Annotated in this window: 11 protein-coding genes; 4 read left to right on the top strand and 7 right to left on the bottom strand. The window is 59.4% G+C overall.

Annotation, left to right across the window (positions count from 1 at the left end; all coding sequences use genetic code 11):
• Window positions 1-2,286 (top strand): molybdopterin-dependent oxidoreductase, encoded by a 2,286-nt coding sequence (locus FHW04_RS02840; RefSeq protein ID WP_089561167.1) that lies wholly within the window; start codon window positions 1-3, stop codon window positions 2,284-2,286.
• A gap of 4 nt (window positions 2,287-2,290) precedes the next feature.
• Here FHW04_RS02840 and FHW04_RS02835 read toward each other — a convergent pair whose 3' ends face one another.
• From FHW04_RS02835 to FHW04_RS02825, 3 genes are read right to left on the bottom strand one after another with little or no spacing between them, the layout of a single operon-like run.
• On the bottom strand, window positions 2,291-3,610 hold the full coding sequence (locus FHW04_RS02835; protein ID WP_089561166.1) for an MmgE/PrpD family protein: 1,320 nt from the start codon (window positions 3,608-3,610) through the stop codon (window positions 2,291-2,293).
• Window positions 3,610-4,761: an amidohydrolase gene (locus FHW04_RS02830; protein WP_069727989.1), complete on the bottom strand. Its 1,152-nt coding sequence runs from the start codon at window positions 4,759-4,761 to the stop codon at window positions 3,610-3,612. Before FHW04_RS02830 ends, FHW04_RS02835 begins: the two co-directional genes overlap by 1 nt.
• The gene (locus FHW04_RS02825) at window positions 4,758-5,303 is read right to left on the bottom strand and encodes a GNAT family N-acetyltransferase (protein WP_031377989.1); all 546 of its coding nucleotides are present in this window, start codon (window positions 5,301-5,303) and stop codon (window positions 4,758-4,760) included. The genes FHW04_RS02830 and FHW04_RS02825 overlap by 4 nt, the downstream gene beginning before the upstream one ends.
• A 301-nt stretch (window positions 5,304-5,604) precedes the next feature.
• Here FHW04_RS02825 and FHW04_RS02820 point away from each other — a divergent pair, with 301 nt between their 5' ends.
• Together FHW04_RS02820 and FHW04_RS02815 are read left to right on the top strand one after the other, a co-directional pair.
• Window positions 5,605-6,675 carry an iron-containing alcohol dehydrogenase family protein gene (locus tag FHW04_RS02820; protein ID WP_089561165.1) on the top strand — a complete coding sequence of 357 codons (1,071 nt, stop codon included), beginning with the start codon at window positions 5,605-5,607 and terminating at the stop codon, window positions 6,673-6,675.
• 47 nt (window positions 6,676-6,722) lie between these two features.
• Window positions 6,723-8,024, top strand: a complete 1,302-nt coding sequence (locus FHW04_RS02815) for an LLM class flavin-dependent oxidoreductase (RefSeq protein WP_089561164.1) — start codon at window positions 6,723-6,725, stop codon at window positions 8,022-8,024.
• A gap of 109 nt (window positions 8,025-8,133) precedes the next feature.
• Here the strand turns inward: FHW04_RS02815 and FHW04_RS02810 are convergent, their stop codons facing one another.
• Window positions 8,134-8,727: a TetR/AcrR family transcriptional regulator gene (locus FHW04_RS02810; RefSeq protein WP_031377986.1), complete on the bottom strand. Its 594-nt coding sequence runs from the start codon at window positions 8,725-8,727 to the stop codon at window positions 8,134-8,136.
• 139 nt (window positions 8,728-8,866) lie between these two features.
• On the opposite strand from FHW04_RS02810, the gene FHW04_RS02805 reads away from it, so the two are divergent.
• Window positions 8,867-9,274 (top strand): RidA family protein, encoded by a 408-nt coding sequence (locus tag FHW04_RS02805; RefSeq protein ID WP_069727992.1) that lies wholly within the window; start codon window positions 8,867-8,869, stop codon window positions 9,272-9,274.
• Between the two features lie 156 nt (window positions 9,275-9,430).
• Here FHW04_RS02805 and FHW04_RS02800 read toward each other — a convergent pair whose 3' ends face one another.
• The 3 genes from FHW04_RS02800 to norR all read right to left on the bottom strand — a co-directional run bounded on the left by FHW04_RS02800 (window position 9,431) and on the right by norR (window position 13,365).
• Entirely contained in the window at window positions 9,431-9,934 is a 504-nt protein-coding gene (locus tag FHW04_RS02800; RefSeq protein ID WP_031377984.1) for an isochorismatase family protein, read from the bottom strand.
• A gap of 221 nt (window positions 9,935-10,155) precedes the next feature.
• Window positions 10,156-11,346 (bottom strand): MFS transporter, encoded by a 1,191-nt coding sequence (locus FHW04_RS02795; protein WP_089561163.1) that lies wholly within the window; start codon window positions 11,344-11,346, stop codon window positions 10,156-10,158.
• A 498-nt stretch (window positions 11,347-11,844) separates the two neighbouring features.
• A complete protein-coding gene (gene norR / locus FHW04_RS02790; RefSeq protein ID WP_089561162.1) occupies window positions 11,845-13,365 on the bottom strand; it encodes a nitric oxide reductase transcriptional regulator NorR in 1,521 nt (506 codons plus the stop codon).
• Window positions 13,366-13,432: the final 67 nt, after the last annotated feature.

Genomic DNA, 13,432 nt, shown 5'->3' with positions numbered 1-13,432 from the left:
ATGACGCAGAAACCGGTAATGCACAGCGCGCATTGGGGGGCTTTTCATGCCCGGCGCGAAGGCGATCGCCTGATTATCGCTCCGTTCGAGGGCGATCCTCATCCCAGTCCTTTATTGCAAAACTTCCAGCAGGCACTCAATCATCCGGCGCGGGTTGCCCGCCCGATGGTGCGGCGTGGCTGGCTGGAGAATGGGCCGGGTCCCGACTCGCGTCGCGGGGTCGATGACTATATCGCCATCGACTGGGACGACGCCCTGCAACGGGTGGCGCAGGAACTCTCGCGGGTCGGGCAGACCTGGGGGCCGGCCGGAATTTTTGGCGGCTCATATGGCTGGTCCAGCGCCGGTCGCTTCCATCATGCACAAAGTCAGGTGCACCGCTTTCTTAACACCACGCTCGGCGGTTATGTCCGGTCAGTCAACAGTTACAGTTCCGGCGCGGCCTCGGTGCTGCTGCCGCACATCGTCGGTGAGATGAACGAAATTGCCCGCCGTGGCGTGAGCTGGGAAGAGATCGCCAGCCACAGCGATATCGTGCTGGCCTTTGGCGGACTGGCGCTGAAAAATTCTCAGGTCGCCAGTGGCGGTTTGAGTGAGCATACCGAACGTGATTTTATGCAGCAGGCGGCGCGGCGCGGAACCCGCTTTATCTCGGTCAGTCCGCTGAAAAGCGATCTGCCGGACGACACGCGGGGCGAGTGGCTGGCACTGCGACCCGGCACCGATGCGGCGTTTATGCTCGGTCTGCTGGCAGTGCTGATCGAAGAGGCGTTAACCGATGAGGCGTTTCTGGCCCGTTATTGCGTCGGCTGGCCAGAGATGGTGGCTTATCTGCGCGGTGAAGAGGATGGCGTAGTGCACGATGCGCGCTGGGCGGCCAGCATCTGTGGCGTCAGCCACGACGTTATCAGACAGTTCGCCCGTCAGCTGCACGGCAAACGGGTGCTGGTGACGGTGGCGCATGCGTTACAGCGCGCCGAGCACGGCGAACAACCGGTGTGGCTCGGCCTGGTGCTGGCGGCGGCACTCGGCCAACCCGGCCTGCCCGGCGGCGGCTACACCTATGCGCTTGGCGCGCTGGGCCATTATGGCAAACACCATAATCTGGTCAGCTTTCCGGCCTTACCGCAGGGTAAAAATGGCATCGATCGCTTTATTCCGGTGGCGCGGATTGCCGATATGCTGCTGAATCCGGGCACCCGATTTGATTACAACGGCCGTCAGCTGCGCTATCCCCATATCCGTCTGGCTTACTGGGCGGGCGGCAATCCTTTTCATCATCATCAGGATCTGGCGCGCCTGCGTCAGGCTTTTTGTCAGCTCGATACTTTTATCGTGCATGAGAGCGCCTGGACCGCCACCGCTCGCCACGCCGATATTGTGTTGCCCGCCACCATGAAGCTGGAGCGGGAAGATATCGGCGGTGCGCCAACCGATCGGCATTTAATCGCGATGCAGCCGGTGGCTGCGCCTTATGCTGAAGCGCGCGATGACTACACGATTTTCAGTGAACTGGCGCGGCGGCTCGGCAGGGAAGAGGCGTTTACCGAAGGGCGTGATGCGCGTGGCTGGCTGCAACATCATTACCATCAGCTACAGCAAAAACTGGCGGCACACCAGGTATCGATTCCGGATTTCGACACGTTCTGGCAGCAGGGCGTGCTGACGTTGCCGCAGTTAAAGGATGGTGGCCGGATGATCAACGCGTTTCGTGCCGATCCTGATGCCGCACCGCTGCCGACACCAAGCGGAAAAATTGAGATCTTCTCCGCCACCATCGCCAGCTTTAACTATCAAAACTGTCCGGGACATCCGGTGTGGCGTGAGCCGCAGCAAAAGCCGACGGCTGATCATCCCTTCTGGTTGATTGCCAACCAGCCAGCGACGCGCCTGCATAGCCAGCTCGATTTTGGCGACTTTAGCCTGAGCGGTAAGCGCGACGGACGGGAAGTGTGCAGCCTCAATCCGCAGGATGCGGCCCGGCTGGCTATCGCCGAGGGCGATCTGATTGAGCTGTACAACGATCGCGGCCACGTGCTTGCCAGTGCCCGCGTCACCGACAGCATCATGGCTGGCGTGCTGCAGTTGCCTACCGGTGCCTGGTACGATCCGGTCGATCCTGCCGCCGCCCGCCCGTTATGCCGTCACGGTAATCCGAACGTGTTGACGCTGGACATCGGCACCTCCTCCCTGACCCAGGGCTGCAGCGGACAGATTACGGTGGTGCAGGTGCGGAAATTCAGGGGCGAACGGCCGCCGGTGCGGGCTTTTATTCCGCCACACTAAGCCGCTATGGCCGCAGACTTTGCAGCAGTGCGTCTGTCACTGCCTGCAAATCGGCGGTTGAGCGCAGCGCGCTGTGCGCCAGCAGTTCCGGTGAGCTGTCACCCAGTGCCAGTCGCAGTTTACGCCCGACATCAACGCCCTCCGCCAGCGATTCCTGCCGCGTGCGCTGCTGATGCCGTGTGGTGCCATCCGCCAGCGACAGCGTCACGCGGTGAAAGCGCTGTGCCGGATTGAGGGCATCCGGCGGCGCAGAAGGATCCGGCATACGGCGAACGCGGGCGGCCAGCGGCATAATCTCCGGATTAACATCGCCTTCGGCAAAATCTGACAAACGCAGATCGCCGTAAATCAACATCGCGGCAATCACATATTCGAGGCTAAAGCGCGCTTCGATACCGTTGGCTGGTACCGTGACCGGGGCGGCAATGTCACCGCCGGGCGGAAAGGCGACGGCGATAGCCACGATCTGGCGCAGCAGTGCATCAAGCGGCTGGCCGCTGGACAGCCACTGCTGGCGTAGCAGACCCGCCGCTTCCGCCGCGCTGTGGGTACCGGCGCAGGTCGGGAACGGCTTAAACTCCAGCCCGGGGGCGCTGATACGCCAGGGCTGACCCCAGTTCTGCGTCAACTTTTCCGGCTGCGCCTGGCCATCACTGCTGGCGGCCAGAAAGGACTCAATCACATTTTCTGGTCGGCCCGTCATGCCAGCCAGCGTCAGCTGGGCCGAGGTCACCGCACGTTCCGCCGCCAGGCCGGCATGCAGCGGTTTTACCGCCGAGCCAAACTGAGCGCGTAAACCGCTGGCCTGGGTAGCCGCGATCCCCAGCAGGCTGGCGGTGGCGGCAGCGGACAGGCCGAGGAAACGAGCCAGCGCCGCGGCGGCGGCAAGGGTGCCCAGCGTCGCGGTGTTGTGATAGCCCAGCGCATAGTGCTGCTGGCTGGCCGCCAGTCCCAGCCGGCCGGCCGTTTCCACCCCCACCACATAGGCATCACAGAACTGTTCCACGCTGGCGGCGGGCTGGCCTGACAGCCAGGCAAACAGCGCCGGCAGGATCACCACGCTGGGGTGACCGCGGAAATCGGCATGGAAATCATCATAATCGAGCGCATGACCGGCGTAGCCGAGCAGCAATGCCTGCGAACGGATGCCGCCATCACCGTAGACGGTACGCAGCGCCGGTAAGCCGCTATCGGGCACCTGACCCTGTAACACCGGCCAGCTCACCGCCAGAAAATCGGCTATCCCTTGTCGCGCGTGGTCGCGTGTCCGCGCATCCGGTTGACTGTGGACGATGCGCTCAGCCAGCGCGGCGGTCCCGCTCATCAGGACGGCTCCGGCAGTGTGAGTGCTGTCCGCGCCAGATCGGCCAGGTAGCGTGCGGTGGGCAGCAGCACGGCATCATTAATACGAAATGCCGGATGATGCAGCGCATAGGGTTCTCCGGTACCGATCATCATAAAAGCGCCGGGCAGCTGTTGCTGGTAAAAGGCAAAGTCTTCGCCAATCGGGCTGGCTTCCACCACCCGGGCTTCAAATCCGCTGGCGCTGGCCTGCTGCAGTGCAACCTCTGTCCAGTAGGCATCATTCACTACGGACGGCGGTCCGGCCTGCCAGTTAAAGCTGATTTGCGCATCAAACGCCGCGCCGATGCCCGCCACCAGGGTACGGAAGCGCTGCTCAAGCCGTTCGCGGGTAGGCTGCGAAAACGATCGCACCGTCCCCTCCAGCCAGGCACCTTCCGGAATGACGTTCCAGGTGCTGCCACTGTGAATCTGCGTAATCGAGACCACCGCGTTATCGGCGGACGGGGCGTTACGGCTGATCAGCGTCTGGGCAGCGGCGACAATCTGCGCCGCAATAACAATCGGATCGTTACCCTGATGGGGTTTGGCCGCATGACTGCCGATGCCGGTAATGCTGATATCAAAGCGATCTACTGCGGCGGTAAGCGGACCCGCTTTACTGCCGATCACTCCCGCCGGCAGCGAGGGATCGTTATGGAGACCAAAAATCACCCGCGCATCGGCGAGGGCACCGGTAGCGATCACCGCTGGCGCGCCCTGGCCCGTCTCTTCCGCCGGCTGGAACAAAATGCGCACCCGGCCGGACAGGCTGGCTTCCTGCTGCTTTAACAGGATTGCCGCACCGAGCGCCGCGGTGCAGTGGAAATCATGGCCGCAGGCGTGCATGACTCCAGCACGTTCCGATCGAAAGCTGACGCCGGACTGTTCCTCAATCGGCAACGCATCAATATCAGATCGCAGCACCACCAGCGGTCCCGATGACGATCCTATCTCCGCCACCAGGCCGGTTTTCAGCGGTAGATCGAGGATGCGGATCTGATGCTGCTCCAGCTGCTGCCGCAAGCGGGCGGTGGTTTCAAATTCCTGGTTCGACAGTTCCGGAAAACGATGCAGTTCATGGCGCAACGCGATCAACCGTTCGCCCAGCGCCGCCTGATCTAAGGTGCTCATGCGATGTTCCCTTGTGGTGGTACCTGACGGCTCAGCCAGGCATGGTGTGCCGCTTCATCCAGCACTTTCTTCATATAGAGGGTGATGTGGCCTTTACCGAGGTCAGTGGTATGCATCGGCTGGAAGCCACGCTTGAGGTAGAGCTGTTGCAGCCACGGATGGCTGAGGGCGGTACCGAGAGAGACGGCCGGTGCGCGCAGCTGACCAATCAGGATCTCCTGCTCCAGCCGATGGAGAATCTGCCGGCCAAAATGCTGGCCAGCATAATCCGGATGCGCGCCAAACCAGCCGATGTGCGGCAGGCCAAACGGACCGGGCAGCGGCCCCCAGGGATAACGCAGGGTCACTGAGGAGACCATTACACCGTCGGCATACAGCGCATAAACTCCGTGACTTTGCAGATGGCGCAGCGCCTTATCCCGATCGGCCGTGGCGGCATCGAAATGGATGCCGAGTGCTTTTACCGGCGCATAAGCGGCGTGCATCAGCGCCAGATAGAGAGTGATTTCATCTGCTCTCACCTGACGAAAGTCGAGTTGCATAATATTTCCCGGAATAGCCACCCGGCGGGCGGATAATTAAGTCAGCGTTTAAGGTTAATGAGATTAACAGTTAAAACCCGGTGGCTATATCTGAAAAATAACTATCCTAATGCCTATTTGTGAAATTGAATTGGCCGGTTTTTGATTGCTTAAATTGGTGGTTGCCGTAGTATGAAAAAAACAAATGCCGCTATAACAAAACGCCATTAACTCCATGTAATAAATTAACTTTATCGGTTATAGCCTCCCTTATAAACCGGCGTTACCTGTAACCGGCCTTACCTATAAACAGGATAGAAACGTGTTAGCGATTAAATCTCCGCGCGCCTACGCGCATGAGGCTGGCCTGCGCGCCCGTGCCGGTGAATTTATTAAACCTTACGCCACGCATATTCGTATATTTACCTCGCCGCACGCCTGGCAGGCGGTTAATCCGGAATTAAGCCAGAGTCTTGAGGCTAGCGGAATTAGCTGGCAGCTGGAGTATTTACCCGGTGAATGTACTGAACAGGCGATCGCCCACTTAAAACACAATACCGAACAGCAGGGGGCTGAGCTGCTGCTGGCGATTGGCGGTGGACGGGTACTGGATACCGCCAAAGCCGCAGCCAGCCAGCTCCCGGCCGTCACGCTGGTTAACTTCGCCACCCTGGCCGCCACCTGCGCCGCCTGGTCGCCGCTTGCCATCATCTACAGCGATCGGGGAGAGCATCTGCGCAGTCAGCCGCTGGGGAAAATGCCCGAGCTGGTGCTGGTAGACAGCGAAGTGATCGCGCGCAGCGACGTGCGTTACCTGAAAGCGGGCATTGTTGATGCGCTGGCAAAATATTACGAATTCCAGCCGTATCAGCGTCACAACCCGGACGACCTGGCGCTGGAGCTTAAAGTGATGACCGCACGGCGGGCGCTGGAGACCTTTCAGCAGTGGGGTGACGCGGCGGTGGCAGCCAACCAGCAGCAGCAGGTCACGCCGGCACTGGTCAGGGTGATTGATGCCAGTATCGTGCTGGCCGGACTGGCGAACAGCGTGCGTGACGTGCTGCCTACGCCGGGCGTTGCCCATGCCATTCATAATCAACTGACCCACCAGCCGGAGCTGCACCACTGGCTGCACGGCGAGAAAGTCGGGTACAGCCTGCTGGTGCAGTCGCTGATTGAACATCACGGTGAGCCTGATGCCGGGCTGCTGGCACTGTTACGTCAATATGCGATGCCGCTAACGCTGCCGGCCCTGAGTGGCGATCGCGCTGCACGTCTGCACACTCTCGCGCAGCAGATTAAGTTTCCCCAAGCCAGTGCAGAACGCCTGCCGTTTACCCTGACCGCGGCGACGCTGGAGCAGGCACTGCTGGCGACTGACCACCTTGTTTAAGCCGGGCTGCGGCCCGACTTTTCACCTTTACCGACCAGGAATCTTTTATGCAACAGCCAACATCATCACGTCGCCTGCGACTCGGTCTTTTCGTTCAGCCGGTGGGACAACACGTCAGCGGCTGGCGTCTGACCCAGCAGCTCGGCGATCCCACGGACATCGACTGGCTGATCACCCTCGCCAAAAAAGCGGAAGCGGGTAAGTTCGACCTGTTTTTTGTCGGCGATGCGCTGGCAACCAGCATGTACCGACTGCCGTCGACCATGGCCCGACTGGAACCGCTGACGATGCTCTCCGCGCTGGCGGTCAATACCCGTCGCATTGGCCTGGCGGCGACCGCCTCTACCACCTTTAGCGATCCCTTTACCCTGGCGCGCAGCTTCTCATCGCTGGATCACATCAGCCGGGGGCGCGCAGCCTGGAACGTCGTGACCTCGTTTTCAGACGATGTTGCCCGTAACTTCAGCCGCAGCGATATGCCCGACCACGCCGCACGCTATGCCCGGGCGCGCGAGTTCCTCGAGGTCACCAACAAGTTATGGCAAGGCTGGGAAGAGGGTGCGGTTCAGCCCAACAAGCAGACCGGTGAATATTTTGTCGATGACAAAATCAAGCCGATCAACCATCAGGGCGAGCATTTCCAGGTACAGGGCCCGCTTAACATCACCCGTTCTCCGCAGGGGCGTCCGGTGATTATTGAGGCCGGTTCCTCTGCCGATGGTCAGAAGCTGGCGGCTGAGACCGCAGAGGTGATCTTCACCGCCGCCGCCAGCCTTGAGGAAGCGCAAACCTTCTACCGCAGCCAGAAAGAGCAGGTGGTTGCTGCCGGACGTAATCCGGATCATGTGGTGATCATGCCTGGCGTGATGCCGATTGTCGGCCGCACGCGCGAAGAGGCGCAGGCGCTGTGGAAGGAGCTGAATACGCTGGTGGATATTGATAATGGGCTGCGTCAGCTTTCGCTGCGATTCAGCATGGATCTCAGCCAGTATCCGCTGGATGGCCCGGTGCCGGAGGTGCCGCCGGGTGAAGGGAATCAGAGTCGCGTTAAGCTGATGACCGAAATGGCAAAACGTGAAAACCTGACGCTGCGTGAGCTGGCAGCCATTGCGGCGGGTTCACGCGGGCACCGGGTGATTGTCGGTACCGCGCAGGATATTGCTGATGATTTCCAGCTGTGGCTGGAACAGGGCGGCGCGGATGGCTTTAACATCATGCCCGCCATCATGCCGGAACAGCTCGACCTGTTTGTCGAACGGGTGATCCCGGAACTGCGCCGCCGGGGGCTGTTCCGTGACGATTACCCGTTTGCCACGCTACGCGAGAACCTGGGTTTGCCCGTGGTGTAACGGCAAGGATCGATCGGTTACGCTGGCGAGGTGCTATCCACTCCGCCGGATCATCGGGAAAACAGTTAAACCCGGCGGCTCAGGTCGCCGGTCTGTTTCGGAACCGGCCTTAACCTGCCGACAGCAATCCACCTGCCAGCAGCCTGAACGCCTCAATTGCTTTGGGCAGCGTTTGTCTGGGGTTATCGCTGGCTGCCACCCAGAGCGCAGCATTAAATGCGCTGCCGTTGAGCAGGCGTGCCGCAGCTTCCACATCGACCGGCCTGAGCGTGCCGCTCGCCGCCATTTGCGCTAAGGCGCTGCGGGTGGCTTCCAGGCAGGCATTCTGGCTGGGCCAGCGGGTGGGATCGCCAAGAAAGGCCGGCCCATCAAGCAATACGATACGCTGCACTTCCGGGTCGAGCGCCATTTCAATGTACGCGGCCCCCTCCAGCATCAGCTTTTCCCATGCGGTATCAGCGGCGGCGGCAACGTCTCTGGCACGCAGCGCTATCTCGCTGTCCACCTGCGCCACTACCGCAGCCAGTAAGCCTTTTTTATCGCCAAAATTGTGGTACAGCGCCCCCCGGGTAAGCCCGACGCTGGCCGTCAGGTCATCCATCGATGCCTCGGCGAATCCCCGCTCGGCAAAGGCCTTGCGGGCAGCAAAGATCAGTTTACTGCGATTCTCTTTCATTGTTTCAGCACGACGACCTGCAGCCATATTTCCTCCCTCGTTGATACGCTGCGTATATTAATTGACATACGAGGCGTATGCATGATTTATTCATATACGGTTCGTATCTGAATCGGGGGCGTGGTTTTCCATGCGCCGTCACGTCAATCCACAATAAGGCGATTTTATGATGCAGCGTGAAGTGATTTTCCCGGCAGGGCGTCATGCGCTATACGAAAAGCATGGCTATTCTGCGGCGATTAAATCCGGTGATTTGCTGTTTGTTTCCGGACAGGTTGGCAGTCGTGCCGACGGTTCGGTTGAACCTGAACTGGCTGAGCAGGTCCGACTGGCGTTTCGTAACCTGCAAGCCACGCTGGCCGCAGCGGGCTGTACGCTGGATGATCTGATAGACGTCACCACATTTCATACCGATCCGGAAAACCAGTTCGCCACGGTGCTGGCGATTAAAAATGAAATATGGCGGCAGGCGCCTTACCCGAACTGGACGGCGGTCGGCGTCAACTGGCTGGCGGGCTTTGATTTTGAAATCAAAGTGATTGCGCGGGTACCTGAAGCGGTGGATAACCACTGAGTCAGCCCGCCGAACTGTTGTAAAAAGAGGCCGCTTCAGCGGGAGAGATAAAGCCGGCTACGACAAAGCCGGCAGTCTGATCGGTGCGATATCGGGGCTTATGACGCGCCGCGACGATCACCCTTACCGGCCTCTGCAGGCGGTAAAGGGCGCCGCTTAGTTCAGGATTGCCTGTTCCACGCTACAGCGCACCCGCAGGCCGGAGAGGGCGAGATCGCTCAGCGCACGGGTCGGTGCTGCGCAACCCGCAGCGATAATGTGGACTTTCATTGGCTGGCTTTGGGGAGAAAGCGCCGTATGCGTGACACAGTGCTGCGTCATCATGCCGGTGAGATAGATATCGGTAATACCGTGCTCGCTGAGTAACGGTTCGAGATTCGTGTTAAAAAAGCTGTCCGCTTCAGCCTTAACCACCACCGGCGCATTGCCCAGCGCCGCAGCAATATCCGGATGAAACGCTGCGCCTTCGCTCTCCGGGCGGAAAAAAGGTGCCTCAGCGGTGGCGATATGCTGAACGCCGACAATCAGCCATCCTTTTTGCTGCGCGTCGTTAATCGCTTTAACGGCCGCCTTACACGCCTCATCTGCTGCTTCAAGCGGAAAGGCCCCGCCGGGGAAGTAGTCATTCTGAATATCAATCACGATCAGGGCATTTTTCATGGTGGATCCTTTATTAACAGGGAAGGAAGAGCGTGGTGTTATCGTCAGTCAGCCATATCACGATCATCTGCGTTATGAATATCCTTATCGGCGACCCGATCACATTACCTGCTCATTGATCGGGCAGGCGTAACGCGTTACTCGGTGGCCTCAGCCAGCCTGCGGGCTGCTGGTCGCTTACCCCTGCGGCCGGCTGAATGGCGCGTTCATCCATTGTCATATTATGACGTAGTTGCAGCCGTCAGCCGTTTCTGATGCCAGGCCAGCCACAGCAGCGGCAGCGCAAGCAGCAGCACCCACGGCAATAACAGCAGGTTCATGGTTTTCCAGCCGTACAGACTGAGCAGCGATCCGGCACTCAGTGAACAAATAAGAGAGAAGATAAACACGCTCATGTCGTTGACCGCCTGCGCCACCCCTTTTTCACTGGTGGTATAGGTCGTCGCAAGCAGGGTGGTTCCGCCGATGTAGAGAAAGTTCCAGCCGGTGCCGACCAGGATTAACGCACCGGCAAATCCTCCCCAGCTGACCCCGATACAGGCCAGCCCAATGTAACCCAGCATAAGCAGGACGCCGGTCAGCATGATGCTAATCACACCAAAGCGCGCAATCAGTTTGCCGGTAAAGAAGGAGGGCAGAAACATACCCAGCACGTGCAGCTGGATCACTTCAGCGCTCTGGCTAAGGTCAAACGCATGATGATGCATTGCAATTGGCGTCGCCGTCATCGCAAGTACCATAATGCCGAATCCGGAGGCGGCGGAGAAAAGTGCCACCAGATACGCGGGCTGGGACAGCACGGTTTTCCACGGCCGGGCTGCGACCGGATCCGGCACGGCGCTCTGCGGCGGCGGCATCTGCAGACCGGAAAGCACCACCACGCCGAGTAACGCCATAATCCCCATAAAAAGAAACGAGCCGAGGTAAGGGATCGCGAACAGGGCGCTGCCACTGCGCGCCAGCAGCGGCCCCAGCAGGGCGGCGACGACGCCACCGGCCAGCACCAGCGAAATCGCTTTCGCCCGTAACGCGGGCAGCGCCGCTTCGCTTGCCGCAAAGCGGTAAAACTGTGCGAAAGCCTGATAAACGCCGAGGAAAAACATGCCCAGACACAGCAGCAGAAAAGAGTGCAGTGCCATTGCTGTCATTGAAACGGCGGCGGCAACAATTCCGCTCAGCGCACCGCTGATAAAGCCGGTTTTTCTGCCGACTTTGCTCATCCACAATGACGCCGGAAACATGACAAGAGCGGTGCCGAGGCTGGCCATCGACAACGGCAAGGTGATCAGGGCGGGCGAAGGGGCCAGCAGGTCACCGGCCAGACCGCCAATCGTCATTGTCAGGATAGAAATGGTCTGAAATATCGCCTGGGAGCCAGCCAGTATCAGCACCGGGCGATGGATATTTTTCATTGTGATTAACGCTCCGCAACAGAAGATCAGGCAGGCTGACAGCCGGTCCGTGGGCAGAAAGCCGCATCCCGCCGGATGAATCGAGCCGACCTGTCTGGTATAGCGAAGAGTGTAAAGCGTACCGTGCAGTGGCGTGAGTTGCCCGCCAGCCATTAAACGATGACATCAGGCCAACCTCATGCCTCGCGTTTTACCGTTGAGTTGAAGCAGGCGGCGGAGCAACAGGGGAAACTGACTTTTCAGGCTGAGGCGAGGCGGGGAGCTGTATTGCAACAGCGACAGCAGTGGCAACAACAGCAGCAACAGTAACAGCAGCAGCGGCAACCGCGGCAAAAGTGGCAACAACGACAGCAGCAGCGGCAACCGCGGCAAAAGTGGCAACAACGACAACAACAACAACAGCAGCAGCGGCTATGGCTGTGCCAGCGTGCCTTCATGGCAAGGTGCGCTGGCAGATACCGTAGTGAGAAAATTGCCGGCACTCAGCCGTCGTTATTGCTATTTCAGGCCCAGCTTGCGGGCCAGACGATGAAGGTTACCGGGATCAAGCTCCAGCTGGCGCGCCACTCTGGCCCAGACTTTGCCATTATTTTCATAGACATGGCGGATGTAGTCATACTGGAATTTACGGGTGGCATCGTTGAGACTCATCATTGGCATGCTGTTAACCGATTCGGTCAATCGTGACTCAGGCGGCGCCTGATTCTCGAAGCTGAAATGCTGGGGAAACAGGATCACTTCGCCGGTTGGCGATTCAGCCTGGGCGATAACCGCCGCCCGATAAATTGCATGCTCCAGTTCGCGAACGTTGCCTGGCCAGTCCGCCGCTTCAAGCAGGCTGCTGGCCGCCGGACTCAGGGCCACGCTCATCAGCCCGAACTTCATCCGGCATTGCTCGCAGAAGTAACCGGCCAGCAGCACGATATCGTCGCGGCGCTCATTCAGCGACGGAACAAACAGCGGGAAAACGCTTAAGCGGTGGAACAGGTCCGCCCGGAATCGCCCCTCGGTGACCGCTTTACGCATATCCATGTTGGTCGCAGCGATAATCCGTACATCAACGGTCAGCGCTTTGTCCTCGCCGACCCGCTGCAGGTCGCCGTACTGAAGCACGCGTAGCAGTTTGGCCTGCAGCGAAAGCGACAGTTCGCCAATTTCATCCAGAAATAAGGTTCCTTTATCCGCCAGCTCAAACTTACCCGGACGATCGTGAATCGCGCCGGTAAAGGCCCCTTTTACGTGACCAAAAAGCTCACTTTCCGCTACGGTTTCCGGAAGCGCTGCGCAATTGAGATAGATCAGCGGCCGGGCCGCGCGATGAGAATGGCGATGGATCGCTTGTGCGATGAGTTCCTTGCCGGTCCCGGTTTCGCCCATGATCAGCACGCTGAGGTCAGAGGGCGCAACCACGCCGATCTCTTTTTTCAGATGCAGCAGCGCGGCAGATTCACCGATGATCTGCATCTCCTGATCCTCTTCAGGCCGGAAGGGCAGCGGGGTAAAAGAGGAGGCCGGCTTTTCTAACTGTTCCATCAGCAGAGCATTATTTAACGCACCGGCGGTCAGGCTTGCCAGCACGCGCAGCTCTTCATCGCTAAAATTATCAAACTGGGTAGCGTTAATGCCGTCGAGGGTCAGCGCCCCGATCAGCCGCTGTCCCGAAAAGAGCGGCATCCCGACGCAGGCATGCACATGTAATTCACCCTGTTCGGGGATCAGGCCGTCATAGGGATCGGGCAGCGTGCTGTCGGCCGGGAAACGTACCACATCACCGGCGCGCGCAATCGCCTCAAGCCGGGGATGGGCGTCAAGTTTAAACCGGCGTCCCATCACGTCAGGTGCCAGGCCAGCGGTGGCCAGCGGTCTGAACTGCTGTTTTTCATAGCGTAACAGCGCGGTAGCGTCGCAGTGCAGCGCGGCGTGGATACTCTTAATCATCTGGCTAAAGCGATCGCGGCCGCTTACGCCTTTTTGAATATCCACTGCCAGCCCAGCCAGCGTCTCAACAGATAAAGCCATATAGTCACCTGCACACGGGTTGTCTTAATAACAATGTATTACGTTGTTATAAACACAATATCACGTT

The organism is Pantoea sp. AN62 (assembly GCF_050432985.1).
GTDB classification, from domain to species: Bacteria; Pseudomonadota; Gammaproteobacteria; order Enterobacterales; family Enterobacteriaceae; genus Pantoea; species Pantoea brenneri.
Note: the sequence above shows the minus strand (reverse complement) of the source record. Positions and strands in the feature narration are given on the sequence as shown.

Excerpts from the sequence above, each read along its gene's own strand:
- FHW04_RS02805 (WP_069727992.1), top strand. The coding sequence starts at position 8,867 with ATGATGCAGCGTGAAGTGATTTTCCCGGCAGGGCGTCATGCGCTATAC.
- FHW04_RS02830 (WP_069727989.1), bottom strand. The coding sequence starts at position 4,761 with ATGAGCACCTTAGATCAGGCGGCGCTGGGCGAACGGTTGATCGCGTTG.
- FHW04_RS02815 (WP_089561164.1), top strand. The coding sequence starts at position 6,723 with ATGCAACAGCCAACATCATCACGTCGCCTGCGACTCGGTCTTTTCGTT.
- FHW04_RS02840 (WP_089561167.1), top strand. The coding sequence starts at position 1 with ATGACGCAGAAACCGGTAATGCACAGCGCGCATTGGGGGGCTTTTCAT.
- FHW04_RS02795 (WP_089561163.1), bottom strand. The coding sequence starts at position 11,346 with ATGAAAAATATCCATCGCCCGGTGCTGATACTGGCTGGCTCCCAGGCG.
- FHW04_RS02800 (WP_031377984.1), bottom strand. The coding sequence starts at position 9,934 with ATGAAAAATGCCCTGATCGTGATTGATATTCAGAATGACTACTTCCCC.
- norR (WP_089561162.1), bottom strand. The coding sequence starts at position 13,365 with ATGGCTTTATCTGTTGAGACGCTGGCTGGGCTGGCAGTGGATATTCAA.
- FHW04_RS02835 (WP_089561166.1), bottom strand. The coding sequence starts at position 3,610 with ATGAGCGGGACCGCCGCGCTGGCTGAGCGCATCGTCCACAGTCAACCG.
- FHW04_RS02825 (WP_031377989.1), bottom strand. The coding sequence starts at position 5,303 with ATGCAACTCGACTTTCGTCAGGTGAGAGCAGATGAAATCACTCTCTAT.
- FHW04_RS02810 (WP_031377986.1), bottom strand. The coding sequence starts at position 8,727 with ATGGCTGCAGGTCGTCGTGCTGAAACAATGAAAGAGAATCGCAGTAAA.